This is a genomic window from Aerosakkonema sp. BLCC-F183, from assembly GCF_041929145.1.
Lineage (GTDB): Bacteria > Cyanobacteriota > Cyanobacteriia > Cyanobacteriales > Aerosakkonemataceae > Aerosakkonema.
In genome coordinates this window covers 1-20,514 of record NZ_JBHFNU010000071.1, presented here as the reverse complement: position 1 = coordinate 20,514, position 20,514 = coordinate 1, and the positions used below count along the sequence as shown (strand labels likewise).

The following is a 20,514-nucleotide window of genomic DNA, read 5'->3' as shown; positions in this document are numbered from 1 at the left end:
GCCTCCACCACCGCCGGTTAACCCGCCTTTGGAACCGCCACCACCACCACCTCCGCCACCGCCACCTCCGCCGCCACCGCCGCCACCACCGCCGGTTAACCCGCCTGTGGAACCGCCACCACCACCACCGCCACCACCACCGCCACCACCGCCGCCACCACCGCCGGTTAACCCGCCTGTGGAACCGCCACCACCACCACCACCACCGCCACCACCACCACCACCGCCACCTGTAGGTAGTGGTAATGGCCCGCCGGATTCACCTGGCAATTCCAATAATGGGCCGCCCGGTACACCCGGTAATCCCGGTAATTCCGGAAACAATGGCCCGCCGGATTCACCTGGCAATTCCAATAATGGGCCGCCCGGTACACCCGGTAATCCCGGTAATTCCGGAAACAATGGCCCACCGGATTCACCTGGCAATTCCAATAATGGGCCGCCCGGTACACCCGGTAATCCCGGTAATTCCGGAAACAATGGCCCGCCAGAAGCTTAGTAGTGAGAAAGGCAAATTATCGGCTATCCTACAGACCACTGAAGTCGCATAAGCCATAAAGTTGACGGGGCATTCACCCCGTCAAGGGATTTTGATAAAATCTGGGGAAAACTTTTACATTTGTGTTTAAATAGGTCTTTTTGACAAAAAGTGACCTATATTTTGGATCTTGCAGATTTAGGGGGAAAAATGTTCCTGATGTTACAGTTGAGTGCGATGGTGGGTTATGGTACGGGAACTTAATTATCGATCGAAAGTGCTGTAATTATCGTCGGTGCCGTCCCCCACCCTACAATTAGATAAGTTTCTACTATCATCACAAAACGGGAGAGCCTATATTTTTTATTTGCATAGGCCAAATATGATAATATACTGTAATGATTTCAGTAGAAGCGTGGCACTCAAACCTGTATCGAATAGTTCAGAATAGTTCAATTGTTTTGATTCTTATATTCTTGAGTTTCTTCAAGTGGATAGAGAGTTTCAGATCGCTCTCCCCAAGCTTTTGTAGGAGCATCATACTCATCTGAATATGCGCTATCTATAGGCGAATCTGTCAAAGAAAAAGCAGCAGTAGCAGATTGTTTAATCTCTAACAGTGCTTCTTTAATTTCGGATGCAGACTGATAGCGCTGATGATAATCATAGCGCACCATTTTGCTAATTATCGCAGCCAATTCCGGGTTTACTTGTGCCTTATGCGTCCACAGTATTTCTCCACTTTTAATGTCTTGCTGTAACTGGTTTGGCGATAGTCCCGTCAGAGCTTTAATGGCTGTAATTCCCACTGCATAAATATCGCTGTTTGGTCGCGGACGACCCGCACATTGTTCGGGTGGTGCATAACCTTGCGTTCCAATACCTACTGTGAAGCGACTTTGCCCGTCATTTTCCAGCAGTTGTGTGCTAACTTCTTTGACGGCACCAAAGTCAATCAGCACAAGTTTGTCGTCCGAGTCTCTCCTAATAATATTGTTGGGTTTAATATCGCGGTGAATGACTCCCTGACTGTGTACAAATTCTAATACTTCTAACAGTTCCAGCATTATCTCTATAACTTGCGATTCGGGAAGTGGCTTGCCCGGTATTAATTCGTATTCTAGAGAATGACCGGGAATGAATTCCTGAACTAGGTAAAATTCATCGCCTTCTTCAAAGTAGGCGAGAAGTTGAGGAATTTGTTTGTGCTGACCGAGCTTTTCGAGTGCGTCTGCCTCTCGCGGAAATAAGCGTCTGGCGAGTTCCAAGTGCTTGGGATCGTTGGTGGCTGGCTTGAGTTGCTTGACCACACACAAGGGTTTCCCAGGTCGCTGTGTATCTTGGGCAATATAAGTTTCCCCAAATCCTCCTGCACCTAAAACTTTTATAATTTCGTAGCGACCGCCAATTTTTTTATTGGCTGTTCCTGAGTCTTTTAGAGGGAGCAAATCTTGCAGGTCGTCGTGTTGGCTGAGAATTTCTTGGACAATTGGTGAAGTGACATATCGCTTCAAAGTTTGGCGTAATTGGAATTTTCCGATCTGTTGCCGGGAGACATCTCCTGTTAGGTAGAAGAAGCCACTCAAGACGATCGCGAAAGCTGGTACGGCTGTTGGCAAAATTAACTGACCGTAAGTAAAGGTGAAGTAGCTAACTGTTCCCCAAGCAGCGGCAATTCCTATTGCCCATCCAAAACGATTTAAGCTTCTTTTTCTTTTGCTCAGAAAAACTCCTGTGCCCAAAACTCCGCCAAATACAAACAGCCCCTGCATCAGCGGATTGGGTATTGCTTGACCGATCGCTTTGCCCTGCATCAAGGTGGCGATCGCATTGGCGTGAATCTCTACTCCCGACATCTGCTCGCGATACAGCAAGCTTCCAGAAAAGGGAGCCTTATGAAAATCTTGCACTTCGGTGATGGTTGTTGGCCCAATCAGGACAATCTTATCCTTGAATTTCTCTTGCTGTAGGTGGTTGTTCCAGATGTAAGGGTCGAGGACGTGGAAAAAGGGAATTTGTTTGAAGGTGTCCTTGGGGCCATAAAAGTATATGCGATCGCCCTTAGCGCGAATATTGCTCTGCCCAGCTGCTATCAACGCTGCTTCATCGAAAGAGGGTACCGCCACTGTTAAGGCATCAATTTCTTCTTTGACCTGCTTTGAGTATGTTTGAGACAACTGCTTAATGAACTCGTTGCTAAAGCGGTGAATCCTGCCATCCACTTCTAGCGGGTAATTAATTATACCCGCTGATATCGGCTTTGTCCGAAATATAGAATTGGGGAGGGTTGGCTGGATTAAGCTGCCCTGCTGTGTATCGGTATCTTCGTACATCGCAGCTAAAGCGATGCGACCTGGATAGCGCTGCAATACCTGTTGTAAATATTTGTCAGCTGCTTTATCGTTGCTGAGCCGATCGAACACCACATCTACCGCAACAGATTTAGCTCCTGCTTTCATCAGCTTGTCGATCGCAATAGCATAAGCGCTGCGTTTCCAAGGCCAGACTTGTAATGGCTCTAAGTACCCATACTTTTTGGGATCTTGTTGATAGAACTGTCCTTCTTTTACAGATTGCTCATCTATAGCCAAAATCACTATTTCATCTGGAGGTGCAACTGGCCCGCGCAGTTCAAATAACAGGGTTTGGGTGTTGTACTCCATCATTTGAACCAGTCCCAAATTGCCAGCTGTAGCGAGTCCGGCTGCCAATGCCCAAGCGCCCGTGACAATATGACTCAAGCGAGCCAGACGCGAAACTCGATCGGCCTGTACACTTGATTTGGTTGTTGTACCGGAGCGAGTCACGGCAGAAGTTTGTCGGTTGGTTGCGGGCAATGAGGGTTCTGGTGCCATATCCTGCCTCGAAGGTTGATTTAAAGCACCTAAGTGTATACTTGTAAGCTTTTACTTTACATCCACTTAGGTATTAAGTAATGGATAGGGCGGTTTGCACCGATAATGGGTAAGATTGACTTGCCGCTTACTATCTACTACCTACTATCTACTATCCGATTGGGCTTGATGCCGCCAAGTAGCTTTGTTTACTTTTTGTTAACAAATTTCAATTTTTCGTTGAGGGCGATCGAGATGTCAAAGTCAAGATTCTAGACGTAAACTGGGCCACTATTGCACTCAAATCAAGATGCAGTTATTCCCACAGCTGCTTTGGGTATAAGCACGAGAGGCTCGTGAAGCCGCTAGCCAATATGGGAAAATATAACGGCTGCCCAGAGGAACAGTATTTTTAACAGCGCCTGCGATCGCATTCTGGCATAGTTGGCACAAAGGAGCCGAACTGGAGATTCTACTATTCGGTTGCCATAGATGCTCTTCAAACAATTTTATCCCCAAAATAATTGCCCTTGGTGGCTCTAGCCAAGCTGGAAACTCTTTTTTAAATCCTCTGTTCCCTCCCCAACGTGCAATCCCAATGAGGTTAAAGAGTCCTTCTTTGCTTGCATTGGCGCTTCTAGACATTGATGGCCCCGATGCTACCATACCAAAATCAAGCACAAACTGCACAAAAAGCCCTATAATGTCCCATGTTACGAGATGTCTGTACGATCATCTAGTAAACTGCTTTAATAAAACAAACACACGGCAAACTCTCCTTTTGAGATTGCCTACGATCTCAAAAAATTGATTGGTAATTTGTGCTTTTTGTCAAGTTACTTCCTTGGTAAGTTAAAGCTGGCCCTGGCAGTAGTGGTGAATGGAAGCAAAATCCCAATAGCGATCGAACGAAGCTACCCTAAAGGGAGATGACAGTACGAGTAAATACACCTAAAGGAGGAAAAAAAAGGAGGAAAAAAAATAAGCGTATGGCTAAGCAGCCATAAAGTAAGTCACTTGGAAGGGAAATTTTATTAAGAAGGATGATTAGTCCAGTCTCAAACGCATTAAAATCAAGGAGGCTAAGTAGTAAAATCTATTCAATAGACAATTTCTCAGCTTGAGGAATTTCATCTAAATACTTGACAAACGAGTATAAGATAGGTTAATGGCTTTGTTAAAGCAGAAATTGCTATAATGGATTATTCCAATTAAATTCTTTTCTACTACTTTTAGGTATAAGTTTGTATGCCTTACTCGATGAACCGTCTTTCTATTTTTGTAGACGGGAACAATATGTTCTACGCTCAACAAAAAAATGGTTGGTTTTTTGACCCGCGACGAGTGTTGCAATATTTCACGAGCGAGCCGGATACAATGTTGGTAAATGCTTTTTGGTACACCGGCTTGAAAGACCCCCAAGATCAGCGAGGATTCCGAGACGCTTTGATTAGCCTGGGTTACACGGTTCGCACCAAAATTCTCAAAGAGTACTACGACGATAGCTCCGGACGTTACTCGCAAAAAGCAAATTTAGACATTGAAATTGTCGTCGATATGTTCAATACAGTAGATCAATACGATAAGGTGGTGCTGTTCAGCGGGGATGGTGATTTTGAACGAGCAATTGAACTTTTACGTTCTAAAAATACTCACATTACAGTGGTGTCAACAGAAGGAATGATTGCCAGAGAACTGCGTAATGCGACCGACAGGTATATAGACTTGAATGATATTCGCGACCATATTGAGAAAGTTGATTATTAGGTGAAAAGTAATAAGTGCAACAATTTGAAGGCAAAAGATGGTGCTACAGTTAAGCTACCTAAAATCGGTATGGCACTCGTCAGGGTTAAAGCAGAACGATTATAAATTGAAAAAAGCTTTATGAGCCATCAGTTGACACTTTCCTCTCATCACCTGAAAAACATCTAGAGACAACTCAAAACAAGGAGGATATCTCGTTTAGAGCTATGAACAACCCATCCAAAACAGACCGAATTATCATTTTCGATACCACACTTCGAGATGGCGAACAATGTCCCGGCGCTACCTTGAATGTAGACGAGAAGTTGATTATTGCCCGTCAATTGGCTCGTTTGGGCGTGGATGTAATCGAAGCGGGATTCGCTTACGCCAGTCCCGGTGATTTTGAGGCAGTTCAGAAAATTGCCGAAGCAGTGGGAACAGAAGATGGGCCGATTATCTGTAGCTTGGCAAGAGCGATAAAAGCAGATATCGAAGCAGCTGCAAAAGCGCTCAAACCGGCAGCAAAAGGGAGAATTCACACCTTTATTTCTACCTCGGATATTCATTTGGAATATCAATTGCGGAAGACACGGGCAGAAGTGTTGGCCATTGCTGAAGAAATGGTCTCCTACGCTAAGTCTTTCATGGATGATGTAGAATTCTCGCCGATGGATGCCGCTCGTTCCAACCCACAATATTTGTATCAGGTTTTAGAACGAGCGATCGCAGCTGGCGCTACAACTATCAATATTCCCGATACCGTCGGTTACATGACTCCCAGCGAATTTGGGGATTTGATTCGCGGTATCAAGGAAAACGTTCCCAATATCGACAAAGCAATTATTTCCGTTCACGGTCATAACGATTTGGGATTGGCTGTTGCTAACTTCTTGGAAGCAGTGAAAAATGGCGCACGCCAGTTAGAATGTACCATTAACGGCATTGGCGAACGCGCAGGCAATGCGTCCTTGGAAGAATTGGTGATGGCATTGCACGTGCGCCGTCAATATTACAATCCTTACTTGGGACGTCCGGTAGAATCGGAAGCACCGCTAACCAATATTGACACGCGCCAAATTTACAAAACTTCTCGTTTGGTTTCCAACTTGACGGGAATGTTGGTGCAACCGAATAAAGCAATTGTAGGCGCAAATGCTTTTGCTCACGAATCCGGTATCCATCAAGATGGTGTGCTGAAAAATAAGCTTACCTATGAAATTATGGATGCTGAATTGATTGGTTTGACCGCCAATCAAATTGTACTCGGCAAACATTCCGGTCGCCACGCTTTCGGCGCACGTTTGAAAGAGTTGGGATTTGAACTTTCGGATACGGATTTGAATAAAGCGTTTCTGAAGTTCAAAGAGGTAGCGGATAAGAAGAAAGAAATCACCGATTGGGATTTGGAAGCGATCGTTAATGACGAAATCCAACAAGCTCCCGACCTTTTCCGTGTAGAATTGGTACAGGTTTCCTGTGGTAGCAACGCTCGTCCGACGGCAACGGTGACTCTGCGGACACCAGAAGGTGAGGAATTGACTGATGCTGCGATTGGAACAGGGCCAGTTGATGCCGTTTATAAGGCAATTAACCGTGTGGTGAATGTGCCGAATCAGCTAATTGAATTTTCTGTGCAGTCGGTGACGGCGGGAATTGATGCCATTGGAGAAGTAACGATTCGCCTCAAACATGGTGAGCGCATTTTCTCCGGTCATGCTGCTAATACGGATATCATCGTCGCTTCCGCGCAAGCTTATATAAATGCGCTAAATCGTTTGTATGCGGCGTTGCAGAATAAGCAAGTGCAGTCTGAAGGTGGCGAAAATCCTGCTGCTGCCGGTACGACTGTGTAAGTGTTAATGGGTGGACAAAACGCTAGTGTCGCTAGGCGGAAGTCAAAAGTTAAAAATTCTTTAAGCGTCAGGCATTTAACTTCTTTCGAGCAGCACTAGAAGGCGTTGAAAGAGAAAAAGTATAAAGTCACGAAGGAATTAATTTTCTTTCGTGCCTTTTCCGTTTTGGGGGAAGAAAAAAGTACGTCCGTGAGAGTGTGCCATAGGCGATCGCTTTCTGCAAATTAAAATAGATTTAAGCATTCGATCGCCAAAATTATGTCTGAAATTATTGTTGCTGTTTACGAAAACGGTGTGTTGCGTCCCGTCAATCCTGTTTCGTTAAATGAAGGTCAAACTGTGCGCCTGCAAGTAGTGCGGGAAGTATTGCCAGGAGAGTCACAAAATCAGGTAGAAAAGGCATTCCAGTCATTAGCTGACCAAAAAGTGATGAGTCTGCCACCGAAACAGGGTCAAATCGATCGCGCTGAATTAGCGCGGCGTCAAAAAACCAGAAAACTCGTAAAAATCGAGGGTAAGCCTTTATCAGAAACTATTATCGAGGAGCGTGGCCCGTGGTAAACGCTTATTTTCTGGATACCAGCGCCTTAGTGAAACGCTATGTTGCTGAAACGGGAAGCAATTGGATTAAATCTATTACCGATTCAGCTACAGGTAATGACGTAGCTATTGCTCAAATAACTTGGGTGGAGGTACTCAGCGCTCTTGGTCGTCGGCGGCGGGAAGGAAGTCTGTCTACCGATGATTTTGACTATGTTTTGGAAGAGTTTCGTGAGGACTTCGACAATCAGTACCCAGTTATTGAAGTCGATCGAATGCTGATTGAAATTGCGGGTCAATTGGTCATTCAATATCCCTTACGCGCCTATGATGCTATCCAACTGGCATCAGCACTGCGCGTGCAATCTGTTTTCGCTACAATGCCGGATATTGAATTGATTTTTGTTACTGCGGACGAGCGGCTCATCAACATTGCTCAAACTGAAGGATTGGTAACCGATAATCCTAATAATTCTCCTTGAGAGTGCGATCGAACTTTAACAATCTTTATATTCTTTATTCAATTGTAGTTAAAATTTTGACTAATTTACAACCAAAAAAGGTAAAATTTTAGATTGATATGCAAGACAACTGCATCTGCCAAAGGATGGGGAAAAATGTTGGGATGGATATTTGGCGGTCTGGTGAAAAATTTGGAACGTGCTGCTAATGATGTTTCGCGGAATTTCGTAAAATCCACTGGGCAAGAAATAGACCGCTTGTTTGACGAAAAATTATCTCCTTTGGCTGATAAATTCGATTACATGGCGCAAAAACGACTGAAGGAATCGAGAATAGAAATAGAAGAATTAGAAACAAAAACGAAAGCTGATATAGAATCTCTTCTCAATACCGCTGATGAAAAAGCTAGGGAGAACATTGAAAAAATCGATCTAGTGCGACAGGAAGCACTACGAGATGTGCGAGAAACGGTTGGACAAACGGATGCTTATTTGGAAAATCGAATAAACCAGATGTCTCTGGCAGTGATGCAGGCATTACAATTCACCCAACTCAGCACTGACAGGATTGCAAGTCAAATGAATCGTTTAGAAGATAAGATATTTCAAGATGCTAATTATCTAATCGATAAATTAATCAAAGATATTGACGAAGTAGTTGAAGGAAAACTCGAAAAAATTAGCGTGGAATTGAAAAAGTATTTAGCTCATGCTTTACCAGGGCCTTTTGATAGCTGCAAAAGGCGGTTAAATATTCACTGGAAATTTGGACATCAGATTTCTGATATAGAGCTTTATCGGTTAGCTGAATGTTATGAATTAAGTAAGTTAAATGAAAATACGCCAATTGAAAAGGTGTTAGAAATTTACGGTCAATTGCAATTGAATGCAGCACGTATGGCGGCTTTAGTTAGAAATGCGCCTGAGTTGAAACGGAGAGCAGTAGAAGATTGGCTTAAGTATGGCGTGCTTTGTGAGTTTTGGCGCGATACGGTGGCAATTTATGAAGGTGGTTTTCCGATGCTAGAAGCTCAAAAGCCTCAGCGACTATTGAAAGATACCGGAGATGAGGAAAATATATAAATATTCGATCGAATAACCGTTCTATTTTAATTTGAGGAAAGTAGTTTATGGCTACAACTGGTGCTGATGACTGGAAAACGCCGTTGGGTGTGTATGAAAGAGCGATAAGAGAACTAACAAAGACACGGCAAGAAATGCAAGCTGAGTTGGAAAGCATCAAAGCAATGCAAGCTTCTCAAATTGAAAATTTCAAAGAAGAAATTGAACGTTATCAGATAGAGACGCAGACTCTTAAAGCAGAACTTGGAGTTACCAAAGAGCGTCTTAACACAGTTCAAAAAATAGCCGACGAATCTCTATCTTCTAAGGAAGCTTTAAATGAAGTAATTCGGCTGACAAAAGAGCGAGTTTTAAATGTGGAAAAAAGTGCAGAGGATGTTAAAAGAGAAATTGATATTTTGAAATTAGAACCTAAACAGCAGATTAATAATCTTAGGATAGAACATGGGGTATGGGAGGGAACGGCACAAAATACTCCAGGTTGGTCTATTTTAGATGGAGATGGGAGTCGTGTATTTAGAAGTTATATTCGCTTTGAGCAAGGCTTTTCACAACCACCACAGGTAGTAGTTGGTATATCATATTTTGATATTATTAGAAAAGCTAATAGTCGTTTAAATGTTAAGGTGGCAGAAATTGATAAAAATGGGTTTTACTTTCACTTACAAACTTATTTGAATACACAAATTTGGGCAGCGGGAGTAAATTGGTTGGCTTATGGTTACTAATATATAGATTGAGGTTGGCTATGAGTAAAGCAGGTAATGATAATTGGAAAACTCCATTAGGCGTATATGAAAGATCGATCGCTGAATTACGGCGAACACGCGAAGAAATCCAAGCAGAGATGCAAAATCTTAGACTGATGCAAGCTTCTCTAGGCGAACTCTCAAATCTGAAAGCAGAACTAGAAAATTCTCAGGTAAAGATAGACACTCTCAAAGCAGATTTAGAAAAAACCAAAGCTGAGCTTATCACTACTCAAAAAATTGCCAGCGAAGCTCAACATCGAGTTGCGGATGCTGAAAGAGAAGCTAATTCTGCCCAAAAAGAAGTAGAAATTTTGAAACAGCTTATGAATAATAACGAAAGTGGCAATCCTCAACTTATTGAGATTATAAGTAAGCTGCAAGAACAATTAAGTCACTTATCAGCAACTAATACCGCATCTAGTCAAAAAGATGGTTTTAAAAGCCAGATTATTCAGTCTATTTCAGATTTGCGATCGCAAGTTTCTAAATTATCGGATGAATTGATGCTCGTTTCTCCTGTTACAGGTACAGACTACGCTAGACTGCGAAATTTATTAGCAGATGGAGAGTGGAGAAAAGCCGATGAAGAAACTCTAATCCTAATAGTTAAAATATCTAATAGAGATAGAGATGGTTGGCGCTGGTTAGATAGAGGAGAAATTGAACGGTTTCCCTGGCAAGATCTTCGCATTATTAACAGACTTTGGATAGAGTACAGTAATGGACGGTTTGGTTTTAGCGTTCAAAAGCAAATATGGCAGAGTATAAATGTGGCAAATAATAATAATTTTGAGGTGGAGAAGACTTTAGGCGATCGCGTTGGCTGGCGCGTCAATAATAACTGGATTAAATATGATGAATTCACTTTCGATATCAGCGCATCCGAGGGACATCTACCATCTACTGTTAATATTCTAGGAGTTGATAAGGTAAGAGTGGAAGATAGAGTAAGGCTTCTTTTATCACGTCGGGAATTACAAATATAAATTCATAAATTTCACCAAATGCTTAGTTTTTTTGTACAAAGAGGTTAGTGGCGATGAGTAAAGCAGGTAATGATCATTGGAAAACTCCTTTGGGTGTATATGAAAGAGCGATCGCAGAAGTAATTAAAACCCGCGAAGAGTTCCAAACAGAACTACGAAGTCTGCGAGATATTCAAGCTTCTTATGATAATTTGAAATCTGAACTTCAGGCTGCTAAGCAGGAAATACAAAACCTACAATCGCAATTTCAAGCTTGTCAAAAAGAACTTCAGGAAACTAAAGCAGAGTTAGAAGCTACTAAGTTAGAATTCCAAGATGCTGATAAACAGCATGAAATTAGGATAACAGAAGCTAAGGAAACGGCAGATATTGCTCTCTCTGAAGCTAAAGCTGCTAATTCTAAAGTAGAATCTGTTAAAACTGAAATCGAAAATGGCACTATTGTTGCTCAGAAAGCTTTAATGTTACGTGGTAGAAATGAGAATTACTGGATGAGATTTCATTCGGTTGATAGTGTTAACCATGATGTATTTCAGATTTGGAAAATTGATGATACATGGTATGATACTATTCGGGTAAAAGCAGCAAAACTTTTACGAGCCAGAGATGATAAACACTGGATGAAATTTTATCGAGTTGATGGCAAAAATCGGGATGTTTTTGCTATGTGGAGAAGTGACAAAACATGGCATGATAATATCCAACTTAAGTAGTGTTATTACTTCTCTGCTTTTGCTTCATTTCTGTATATTTATTATCATGTTTATTTATGTTTAGCCAGTTTATTAACGATTTGCATCTTTATAAACATCCGCTCTATAAATCTCCATAAACCACTCAGGCGTTTTCAACTCTTCAAATCCAAATTGCCGATAAAGCCAATGAGCATCTTTTGTCGCTAATAACCATCGCCGCAAGCCTTGTAAATCTGGTTCTGCCATAATGGTTTCTATCAACCACTTACCCAAACCAAAACCGCGATATTCTTCTAAAATAAACACATCAGAGAAATAAGCAAAGGTGGAATAATCTGTAATTACTCTGGCAAACCCAACTTGCTTTTCTCCTTCATAAACACCGAAACAAAAAGAGTTATCAATACATTTTTGAACGACTGACAAGGGGATATTTTTAGCCCAATAAGAATTGCTCAGAAAATTATGAATTACATCTAAATCTAATTTCGACTTGTCGGTGCTGATGGAAAATATATTTTGTAATTCGCTATTCGTCATAAGTGAGAAAAAACACTGTTTAAAAAATAATCCGGATGCCAAGCCGGAAAACACGGATTCTATTTTAGATATTTTAACGTCAAGATACCTAAATTTACGGACTAAAACGATGAGACAGCTTTGGAAAACTTTTCTCGCACTTCCCCTAGTTGCTGGTGTGGCGCTTACCGCGATACCGAGTCAAAGTATTGCAGCGCCGAGTTTTGGCCAGTATCGCGTTACTCAGAGGTATAATGGCAGACCAGCGCCTGTAAATCTCAGCACTCCGGAGGCGCGGCGATTTCGGACTGTATTGACGAATGGTGCCAAACTGGGGCCAAATTTTGCGGGACAGTATACTGTGGTAACTTGGGGTTGCGGTACAGAGTGTCAGCAAGTTGCGATCGTCGATGCGAAAACAGGTAGAGTTTATATGACGGGGATTACCGCGTCGCTGGGAGTGAAGCATCAGTTAAACAGTCGCTTGTTGGTTGTCAATCCGCCGGAAGAAATTGCACAGCTTTCTCCCGAATATGCAAAAAGGATAACTACTCGCTACTATGTTTGGCAGAATAATCGCTTAGTGCAGGTTAAGTGATAAAGATTTAAAATTTTTGGGTCTTTCGGGTTTATGGTGGAAAATGTTTGTTTATGTTACAGATATGTGGGATGGTGGGTTACGGCACGGGAACTAAATTATTGCTTGAAAGTACTGAAATTATCGCCCGTGCCTAACCCACCCTACAATTAAATAAGTTTTTATTATCACCACGAAAACGGGAGAGCCACGCAGATGGGGTTTGTCTGCGATGTTTGCATTTATCTATGTGAATCTGGGAAACTTAAGGTAAGCTAATTATTGGAAATTCAGCATCTCAAATGGCTTATCCTCAATCTCTATCTTGGCAAGATGTCCGCGACAGATTTAAAACAATCTGGGGATATGATGATTTTCGTCCACCCCAAGGGGAAATTATTCGTACTTTGCTAGCTCAGCAGGATGCGATGATTATTATGCCTACGGGTGGGGGAAAGTCGATTTGTTTTCAATTGCCAGCTTTGTTGCAAACGGGATTAACGCTGGTAGTTTCCCCTTTGGTGGCTTTGATGGAAAATCAGGTGCAGGAATTGCGTCAGCGAAAGTTACCAGCTGCGCTACTGCATAGTGAATTGTCAACGTCTGAACGCAAGCAGACTTTGCAAGCTTTGGAACAGCAAAAGTTGCGATTGCTGTATGTGTCGCCGGAAACTTTGTTAAGCGAACCGGTATGGATGCGTTTGTGTCAATCGTATTTGAAAATTAACGGGATAATTTTGGATGAGGCGCATTGTTTGGTGCAGTGGGGAGATACTTTTCGACCTGCTTATCGCCGTTTGGGTGCGGTGCGATCGGCTCTCCTTCAGTTTAAACCACCAGGAACTAAAATAGCGATCGCAGCTTTTACCGCCACTGCCGATCCCACTGCCCAAAAAACTATCCAATCAGTCTTACAATTACAACAGCCAGAAATTTTTCGCCTCAATCCCTATCGTCAAAATCTCCATCTCAAGTTACAAACAATCTGGACGCCACGCGGACGCAAGCAAACTCTGTTAAAGTTTATTCAGGCCAGACCGCAACAAGATGGTTTAATTTACGTTCGCACTAGGCGAGATAGCGAAAATTTAGCTCAATGGTTAAGAGAGAAAGGTTATACGACAGCAGCTTATCATGCCGGATTGAATCCCCAGGAACGTCGCCGTATTGAAAGCGATTGGATTTCTGGTAAAATACCTTTTGTGGTTTCTACATCTGCTTTCGGAATGGGCGTTAACAAACCGAATGTGAGATGGGTAATTCACTTTCACCCTACCTTACTGCTATCGGAATACGTGCAAGAAATCGGACGTGCGGGAAGGGATGGTAAAAAATCCGATGCTTTGCTATTGATGAGCGAACCAACTGGATGGTTAGATCCAGAAGATAAGCAACGGCAGCAGTTTTTTGAGGATAAAGTGCGATCGCAACAACGGGAAGCTCAGCAGTTAATTCGCAAACTACCCGCAACTGGGGAGGTAAATATTGTAGCGCGTCAGTTTCCCGAAGGGGCGACAGCTTTATCGCTACTCCATAGCACAGGTCAGCTAGAATGGCAAGACCCATTTCATTATATTATTAAGGAGCGATCGCAAAGCCAACAACCAACTCAATTCGATGCCGTCAAGCAGATGAATTCCTACCTGAGAACTCGCGAATGTCGCTGGCAGTTTTTGTTACGCGCCTTTGGTTTTGGGAAAGAAGCTGAAAATATGCGTTGCGGACACTGCGATAACTGCAATCGCAGGAAATGAGATTTTTTGATTGTTTAATTTTTAGTATGCTTTTCCAGCGGGTGGGCAGAGGGAAATGTTACTATATAAAATTTTGCATAAAAATTCCAAAACAATCTGTTTTTCTCTCGCCCTATGCCCTATCCTCTAAGCACCGATTTTGCCACCCTAACTACGGAAGACCTAATTTCTCTCATCTATATTCACTTTGCTATCAAAAAACGATATTAAATAAAGATGAGATTCATACCGTTAGAACTATTATAAATGTATAAATTTATAAAAATTTATAAAAATTTATATCATTAGCTTGCAAAAAAAGTACTTTACCACAGACAGTTCAAAGATGGTGCGCTCGCAGATTTTGTGTAATTTGCTGCGGAAATCGAACAGATTTTGTGGATAAATTGAAAATTTCCGGCAAAAGTGAGTATAAAGACGCACCTATGATGGCGACCTACGATGTCTGCCTTGTTGTTGTTTCAGTTGCGATCGCAATCATCGCCGCCTATACGGCTTTGTCACAGGTCAAGGATAGCCGATTCGCCACAAAATGGAAGATCGAGTTATGGCTTGCGAGTGGGGTCGCAATAGCCGGCATCTGGTCGCACTACACAGGCATGACATCTGCGCGACCGTGGGCGTCGATCGCATATAATTCTCAGCTAGTGGAACTCTCGACGGTCATCAGTTTTGGTGCTTCCTTAACAACTTTGTGCCTGACCTCGATGACAAAAACAACAAAAATCGGAAAATGGTGTCAGCTCAGTAGTGCCATCGCGATCGCATCGACAATCGCCGCCACGCACTGCACAGTAATGGCAGAAGTCAGCTTCCAGCCTCAAAAAGCAAAAATTGTACAACTTTACAGCACAGCAGACACTAGGGGCAGCTTTACTTTCTCAATGGCTATAGCGGTTGGCATTGCTACCTTAGTCATCCTAGCGCTGGGGCGACTGGCATATGCAGTCGATCGGCAACTGCGTACTCAGGCGGCGACAGCAGAAGCATTACGCCAAAGCGAACAACGTTTCCGTTCCCTAGTGCAAAACTCCTCAGACCTGATTGCAGTTTTGGATATCAACGGCACTTTTCGCTACGTCAGTCCCTCCGTCGAAAGGATTTTGGGCTACAAAGCAGAACAATTAGTCGATCGAAAAGCCTTTGACTGGATTCACCCAGAAGATATTGACAAAGTTTGTGCCGCTTTTGCCAGTGCGATCGGCAATCCAGGCGCTAACATGGCGATCGAGTATCGAGTCAGACACGCAGAAGGCAATTGGATTTATTTAGAAACTATAGGGCGTAACCTGCTTGATGATGTCAGTATCAAAGGCATCGTAGCTAATTCCCGCAACATCACCAAACGCAAACAAGCGGAAGAAGCACTGCGCCAAGTAGAACAGAACTATCGCAGCATCTTTGAAAATGCCGTTGAAGGTATTTTTCAAACCACACCCGATGGGAGATATCTGACAGTCAACCCCATGCTAGCTCGCATCTACGGTTATGATTCCCCAGCAGAATTAATTGCCACCATCATCGATATCAAACAACAGCTTTATGTAGATCCAAATCGCCGCTTACAATTTATAAATCTTTTACAAGAACAGGATGCCGTTTGGGGCTTCGAGTCCCAAGTTTATCGTAAAGATGGCAGCATCATCTGGATTTCCGAAAGCGCCCGCGCCCTCCGCGATGAAACAGGTCAGCTGCGGGGCTATGAAGGCACCGTAGTAGATATTACCCAGCGCAAGCAAGCAGAGACAGAACTGCACAAACGAGATAGGTTGCTGCAAGGGGTTGCAGCTGCCATGAATCATTTATTGACAAATAGCGATTACAGTGCAGCAATTAATAAAGCATTAGACGCCTTGGGCGGAGTGACTGGTGTCGATCGAATTTATATTTACGAACAGCACTGCCATCCCGAAAGCGGCGAAATCGGCGTGAGTATGCCATATGAGTGGACGCGCCGACTCGAAGAGGCTGAGAGGGGGAGAGCGGAAATTAAAAGTCAAAAGTCAAAAGTCAAAAGTCAAAACGAAGAGCGGGAGAGCTGCACAACCGCAGAATCCCCCAGGAAAGCAGAAAATGTACATCATATTTCCCCCACTCCCCCACTTTCTAAGTTAAGAGTGCCTATTTCGATCGACGAACAATTGTGGGGGTATATTGGCTTTGAAGATTACCGCCAACAGCGTCAGTGGTCTAGCGGTGAAGAATCGATTTTAATCGCGATGGCTGCTAGTATCGGCGGAGCCCTAAAACGGCAACGGGCAGAAGCTACAATTAGGTATCAAGCTTACCACGACCTGCTCACCGGTTTACCCAACCGCACTTTACTTAACGATCGCCTTTCCCTAGCTTTGGAAAGAGCCTACAAGCACCGCCATTTTATGGCGGTCATGTTTCTCGATCTCGATCGCTTCAAGACTATTAACGATACCTTGGGTCATGCAGTTGGCGATCGCTTGTTGCAAAGCGCCACCCAACGATTGAAAAGCTGTCTGCGAGTCGATGATACCATTGCTCGCTGGGGAGGCGATGAATTTACCATCCTTCTACCCGAAATTAACGGCATAGAAGATGCCACCAAAATAGCCCAAAGAATTATCGACGTACTCAAACCGACATTTGATATAGAAGGTCATCAACTCTACATTACCAGCAGCATTGGCATAGCCATTTATCCTCAACACGGTCAAGATGCCCATACCCTCTTAATCAATGCCGATGCTGCTTTGTACCGCGCTAAAGCAGAAGGTAGAAATAACTATCAAATCTATACTCCAGCAATGAATTCCCAAGCCTCGGAATTATTGGAACTGGAAAATAGTCTGCACCAAGCTATTGAAGAACAACAATTTGTGGTATACTACCAACCGCAAGTCAACGTTAACACAGGCGAAATCACTCATATGGAAGCCTTGATACGTTGGCAGCACCCTCAATTGGGGCTAATTTCTCCCAAAACTTTTATCACCCTGGCTGAGGAAAATGGACTGATCGTTCCCATCAGCACTTGGGTTTTGCAAACAGCTTGCGCCCAAAATAAAGCTTGGCAAGATGCCGGTTTGCCAAAAGTGCGAATAGCAGTTAACCTCTCCGTCAGACAGTTTGAACAACCGAGTTTAGTAGAAACCGTAGCCCGGGTTTTGCAGGAAACCAAACTGGCACCTGAGTTTCTGGAATTGGAAATTACAGAAACCATTGCGATGCAGAATGTCGATTTTTCCAGAGCCAAGATCGCGCAATTGCAGCGGATGGGAATTCGCATCGCCCTAGATGATTTTGGCATCGGTTATTCTTCCCTCAACTATCTGAAGAAATTTGGGTTCGATACCCTGAAAATCGATCGAGCCTTTGTGAGGGATCTGGAGAACGATCCCCAGTCCGCCGCCATTACCAGCGCCATCATTGCCTTGGGCCGAGGTCTCAACTTGAGCGTTGTGGCGGAAGGGGTGGAAACTGTAGAGCAAATGAACTGCTTGCGATCGCTCGATTGCGAAGAAATGCAAGGTTTTCTCTTCAGCCATCCCCTCTCGGCTGAGGAAGCCAGTCAACTACTGATTGATAATTTCCGATCGCAGATTGTTGATTTCAGATTGAATTCGATTTATAATCTGAAATGAGGGAATTTCAGATTTCAGATTGTTTCTGATTGTATCAGTAGTATATCATTGATGTTCTCATATTATCTGTGGGAATCGGGGGTTAAATTTTTACCGCAGATTAAGGCAGATGAACGCAGATTAACGCAGATAAGAAAGTGGTTTTTTTATTGGGAATCTGAAATATAACAATTTCAAATTTCAGATTGCAGATTTAGTTAAATTTGCAATCTGAAATCTAAAATTTGAAATTAATTAAAATTGGCGCAAAAAGCGCAAGTCGCTGCTATACATCCGCCGAATATCATCGAGTTGATGCAGCACCATCGCCACTCGTTCCACACCAAAACCTGCGGCAAATCCCGTGTAAACTTCTGGGTCGTAACCCACAGCTTTGAGGACGTTGGGATCGATCATACCGCAACCCATGATTTCCAACCATTTGCCTTTCCACTGCATATCCACTTCTGCGGAAGGTTCCGTGAAAGGGAAATAACTGGCGCGAAAACGAATCGGCATTTCTTCGCCGAACATTTGTTCCAAAAATACCTTAATCGTACCTTTGAGGTCTGAGAAAGTAATTCCCTCATCAACGGCAAAAAATTCGATTTGGTGGAAGACAGCGGCGTGAGTGGCATCGACCGTATCCCGCCGATAACACCGCCCAGGTGCGACAACCCTCACCGGTGGGTCGTTTTCTTCCATGTAGTGAATTTGAATGTTGGAAGTGTGAGTTCGCAGCAAATTTCCATCTGGCAGGTAGAGAGTATCCTGCATATCGCGGGCTGGGTGGTCGGCGAGGAAATTCAGCGCCTCAAAATTATAGTAATCGTTCTCCATTTCCGGGCCGGTGGCTACGGTGTAGCCCAGACCGACGAAAATATCGATCGTGCGATCGATGACAGAATTGATTGGATGCACCCGACCTTGGGGGCGGTAAACTCCCGGCATAGTGACATCCAGAGTTTCTGCCTCCAGTTGAGCTTCAATTTGGGCAGCTTCCAAAGCTTCCCGTTTGTTGTCGAGGGCAGTTTGCAGAGCTTCTTTAACTTCGTTGGCTAATGCCCCAATGCGCGGGCGTTCTTGGGCGGATAATTTCCCTAACCCTCCCAGTATCTGGGACACTTGACCTTTCTTACCCAGATATGCAACTCGGAGTTCTTCCAAGCGCGGGAGTGTTTCGGCGGCAGATATTGCTTGTTGTGCGTCTTGTTTGAGCGCACTCAGTTGTGCCTCTAATTCGTTCGGCTGATTCGTCATGCTAATGTTTTTAGGGTCTAGGGTCTAGGGGTTAGGGGTTAGGGGTTAGGGGTTAGGGAAGAGGGAAGAGGGAAGAGGGAAGAGGGAAAGAGAAAGGATTAATTTTCCTACTCTCCTATTCTCCCATTCTCCTTGATCGGTTACCAATAATCTCTGACAATCGGAATGGGGAGATCATCCGGAACCTTGAATAGATGAAATTGCTTATAAGTAACGATGACGGTATTTTTGCCTTGGGTATCCGCACTTTAGCCAATGCTTTGGCAGAGGCGGGTCACGATGTCAGCGTGGTTTGTCCGGATCGAGAGCGATCGGCTACCGGACACGGCTTAACTCTGCACGACCCCATCCGCGCCGAAGTGGTACAATCGACTTTCCATCCCTCCATCAAGGCTTGGGCTTGTTCGGGTACTCCTTCCGACTGCGTGAAACTGGGATTGTGGGCATTGCTCGATAGCCCCCCCGATTATGTCATTTCCGGTATCAACCAAGGCTCGAATTTAGGCACGGATATCCTCTATTCGGGTACGGTTTCGGCGGCGATGGAAGGTGTGATAGAAGGTATTCCCGGTATCGCCATCAGTCTTACCAGTTTCGCTTGTCGAGATTTTGCACCGGCGGCTAAGTTTGCTTGTCTGCTGTTGGCACAATTAGCGCAGCAACCTTTACCGCAGTTGATGTTGCTGAATGTGAATGTACCGCCAGTCAAATGGGATGCGATCGCAGGTGTCGTCATTACCCGTCAAGGTGTGCGTCGCTATGTCGATGTGTTTGAAAAACGAGTCGATCCTCGCGGCAAAACTTATTACTGGTTGACAGGAGAGTTACAGGAGGAATTGGAACCTAAAACTCAGCCTCATTTGCCTTTCGATATTCCTACGGATGTTAAGGCAATTCGCGATAATTACATTACAATCACTCCTTTGCAGTACGACCTCACTTCGGCGACAGGTCTCCATAACTTGAAGGAATGGAAGTTTGATTTTCCTGCCAAGGGGAATGAAAATTAGAAAAGTCGAAAGTTAAAAGTCGAAAGTTAAAATATATGGTTAATCAGTTAAGGCAGAATAGTAGAACCCCACCCCCGACCCCTCCCCGCCACGGGGAGGGGAGCAAGATTATTTCTGTCTCTCTTTACACAAACAAAAGCCAAATTATTCCGGTCTCTCTTTACATACACAAGCCAAATTATTCGCATCTCTACTTTACACACACAAGCCAAATTATTCCGGTCTCTCTTAACAAACACAAGCCAAATTATTCTTGTATATTTTCACAAACACAAGCCAAATTATACTTGTATATATTCACAAACGCAAGCCAAATTATTCTTGTATATTTTCACAAACGCTATCCAAATTATTCGGTTATATATTCACA

General features: G+C 43.7%; 17 protein-coding genes. 12 read left to right on the top strand and 5 right to left on the bottom strand.

Going from position 1 to position 20,514, the window contains the following annotated elements; genetic code table 11:
* From ACE1CD_RS21435 to ACE1CD_RS21425, 3 genes are all read right to left on the bottom strand, one after another.
* The coding region (locus tag ACE1CD_RS21435) for a hypothetical protein (RefSeq protein ID WP_374826187.1) at nt 1-480 on the bottom strand (480 nt) is incomplete at its 3' end.
* Nucleotides 481-930: 450 nt separating this feature from the next.
* Nucleotides 931-3,333, bottom strand: a complete 2,403-nt coding sequence (locus ACE1CD_RS21430; RefSeq protein ID WP_374795656.1) for a CHASE2 domain-containing protein — start codon at nt 3,331-3,333, stop codon at nt 931-933.
* A 279-nt stretch (nt 3,334-3,612) separates the two neighbouring features.
* Nucleotides 3,613-4,002 carry a hypothetical protein gene (locus ACE1CD_RS21425; protein WP_374795655.1) on the bottom strand — a complete coding sequence of 130 codons (390 nt, stop codon included), beginning with the start codon at nt 4,000-4,002 and terminating at the stop codon, nt 3,613-3,615.
* 558 nt (nt 4,003-4,560) lie between these two features.
* Here ACE1CD_RS21425 and ACE1CD_RS21420 point away from each other — a divergent pair.
* The 8 genes from ACE1CD_RS21420 (at nt 4,561) to ACE1CD_RS21385 (ending at nt 11,449) form a co-directional block, all read left to right on the top strand.
* Nucleotides 4,561-5,079 (top strand): NYN domain-containing protein, encoded by a 519-nt coding sequence (locus tag ACE1CD_RS21420; RefSeq protein ID WP_190463978.1) that lies wholly within the window; start codon nt 4,561-4,563, stop codon nt 5,077-5,079.
* Between the two features lie 206 nt (nt 5,080-5,285).
* Nucleotides 5,286-6,914 (top strand): 2-isopropylmalate synthase, encoded by a 1,629-nt coding sequence (locus ACE1CD_RS21415; RefSeq protein WP_374795654.1) that lies wholly within the window; start codon nt 5,286-5,288, stop codon nt 6,912-6,914.
* Between the two features lie 258 nt (nt 6,915-7,172).
* Complete coding sequence (locus ACE1CD_RS21410) at nt 7,173-7,475, top strand: antitoxin family protein (RefSeq protein WP_374795653.1); 303 nt, start codon at nt 7,173-7,175, stop codon at nt 7,473-7,475.
* The gene (locus ACE1CD_RS21405) at nt 7,469-7,936 is read left to right on the top strand and encodes a type II toxin-antitoxin system VapC family toxin (protein ID WP_374826186.1); all 468 of its coding nucleotides are present in this window, start codon (nt 7,469-7,471) and stop codon (nt 7,934-7,936) included. The genes ACE1CD_RS21410 and ACE1CD_RS21405 overlap by 7 nt, the downstream gene beginning before the upstream one ends.
* Nucleotides 7,937-8,029: 93 nt before the next feature.
* A complete protein-coding gene (locus ACE1CD_RS21400) occupies nt 8,030-8,998 on the top strand; it encodes a hypothetical protein (RefSeq protein ID WP_374795651.1) in 969 nt (322 codons plus the stop codon).
* A gap of 47 nt (nt 8,999-9,045) precedes the next feature.
* Complete coding sequence (locus ACE1CD_RS21395) at nt 9,046-9,726, top strand: H-type lectin domain-containing protein (protein ID WP_374826185.1); 681 nt, start codon at nt 9,046-9,048, stop codon at nt 9,724-9,726.
* A 20-nt stretch (nt 9,727-9,746) separates the two neighbouring features.
* Nucleotides 9,747-10,736 carry a GUN4 domain-containing protein gene (locus ACE1CD_RS21390; protein ID WP_374826184.1) on the top strand — a complete coding sequence of 330 codons (990 nt, stop codon included), beginning with the start codon at nt 9,747-9,749 and terminating at the stop codon, nt 10,734-10,736.
* A 53-nt stretch (nt 10,737-10,789) separates the two neighbouring features.
* The gene (locus ACE1CD_RS21385) at nt 10,790-11,449 is read left to right on the top strand and encodes a hypothetical protein (RefSeq protein ID WP_374826183.1); all 660 of its coding nucleotides are present in this window, start codon (nt 10,790-10,792) and stop codon (nt 11,447-11,449) included.
* A 72-nt stretch (nt 11,450-11,521) separates the two neighbouring features.
* Here the strand turns inward: ACE1CD_RS21385 and ACE1CD_RS21380 are convergent, their stop codons facing one another.
* Nucleotides 11,522-11,971, bottom strand: coding sequence for a GNAT family N-acetyltransferase (locus tag ACE1CD_RS21380; RefSeq protein WP_374826182.1), 450 nt, complete (start codon nt 11,969-11,971; stop codon nt 11,522-11,524).
* Between the two features lie 109 nt (nt 11,972-12,080).
* On the opposite strand from ACE1CD_RS21380, the gene ACE1CD_RS21375 reads away from it, so the two are divergent.
* From ACE1CD_RS21375 to ACE1CD_RS21365, 3 genes are all read left to right on the top strand, one after another.
* The gene (locus ACE1CD_RS21375; RefSeq protein WP_374826181.1) at nt 12,081-12,548 is read left to right on the top strand and encodes a hypothetical protein; all 468 of its coding nucleotides are present in this window, start codon (nt 12,081-12,083) and stop codon (nt 12,546-12,548) included.
* Between the two features lie 281 nt (nt 12,549-12,829).
* On the top strand, nt 12,830-14,281 hold the full coding sequence (locus ACE1CD_RS21370) for a RecQ family ATP-dependent DNA helicase (RefSeq protein WP_374826180.1): 1,452 nt from the start codon (nt 12,830-12,832) through the stop codon (nt 14,279-14,281).
* A 377-nt stretch (nt 14,282-14,658) separates the two neighbouring features.
* Nucleotides 14,659-17,895: an EAL domain-containing protein gene (locus ACE1CD_RS21365; RefSeq protein WP_374826179.1), complete on the top strand. Its 3,237-nt coding sequence runs from the start codon at nt 14,659-14,661 to the stop codon at nt 17,893-17,895.
* Nucleotides 17,896-18,129: 234 nt separating this feature from the next.
* Here ACE1CD_RS21365 and pheS read toward each other — a convergent pair whose 3' ends face one another.
* The gene (gene pheS / locus ACE1CD_RS21360; protein ID WP_374795642.1) at nt 18,130-19,134 is read right to left on the bottom strand and encodes a phenylalanine--tRNA ligase subunit alpha; all 1,005 of its coding nucleotides are present in this window, start codon (nt 19,132-19,134) and stop codon (nt 18,130-18,132) included.
* A gap of 194 nt (nt 19,135-19,328) precedes the next feature.
* On the opposite strand from pheS, the gene surE reads away from it, so the two are divergent.
* Entirely contained in the window at nt 19,329-20,144 is an 816-nt protein-coding gene (surE, locus tag ACE1CD_RS21355) for a 5'/3'-nucleotidase SurE (RefSeq protein WP_374826178.1), read from the top strand.
* Nucleotides 20,145-20,514 lie beyond the last annotated feature (370 nt).

What these genes read in the sequence shown, in the direction of transcription:
- ACE1CD_RS21430 (WP_374795656.1), bottom strand. Translation starts at nt 3,333, where the DNA reads ATGGCACCAGAACCCTCATTGCCCGCAACCAACCGACAAACTTCTGCC.
- ACE1CD_RS21420 (WP_190463978.1), top strand. Translation starts at nt 4,561, where the DNA reads ATGCCTTACTCGATGAACCGTCTTTCTATTTTTGTAGACGGGAACAAT.
- ACE1CD_RS21415 (WP_374795654.1), top strand. Translation starts at nt 5,286, where the DNA reads ATGAACAACCCATCCAAAACAGACCGAATTATCATTTTCGATACCACA.
- ACE1CD_RS21410 (WP_374795653.1), top strand. Translation starts at nt 7,173, where the DNA reads ATGTCTGAAATTATTGTTGCTGTTTACGAAAACGGTGTGTTGCGTCCC.
- ACE1CD_RS21395 (WP_374826185.1), top strand. Translation starts at nt 9,046, where the DNA reads ATGGCTACAACTGGTGCTGATGACTGGAAAACGCCGTTGGGTGTGTAT.
- ACE1CD_RS21390 (WP_374826184.1), top strand. Translation starts at nt 9,747, where the DNA reads ATGAGTAAAGCAGGTAATGATAATTGGAAAACTCCATTAGGCGTATAT.
- ACE1CD_RS21385 (WP_374826183.1), top strand. Translation starts at nt 10,790, where the DNA reads ATGAGTAAAGCAGGTAATGATCATTGGAAAACTCCTTTGGGTGTATAT.
- ACE1CD_RS21380 (WP_374826182.1), bottom strand. Translation starts at nt 11,971, where the DNA reads ATGACGAATAGCGAATTACAAAATATATTTTCCATCAGCACCGACAAG.
- ACE1CD_RS21375 (WP_374826181.1), top strand. Translation starts at nt 12,081, where the DNA reads ATGAGACAGCTTTGGAAAACTTTTCTCGCACTTCCCCTAGTTGCTGGT.
- ACE1CD_RS21370 (WP_374826180.1), top strand. Translation starts at nt 12,830, where the DNA reads ATGGCTTATCCTCAATCTCTATCTTGGCAAGATGTCCGCGACAGATTT.
- pheS (WP_374795642.1), bottom strand. Translation starts at nt 19,134, where the DNA reads ATGACGAATCAGCCGAACGAATTAGAGGCACAACTGAGTGCGCTCAAA.
- surE (WP_374826178.1), top strand. Translation starts at nt 19,329, where the DNA reads ATGAAATTGCTTATAAGTAACGATGACGGTATTTTTGCCTTGGGTATC.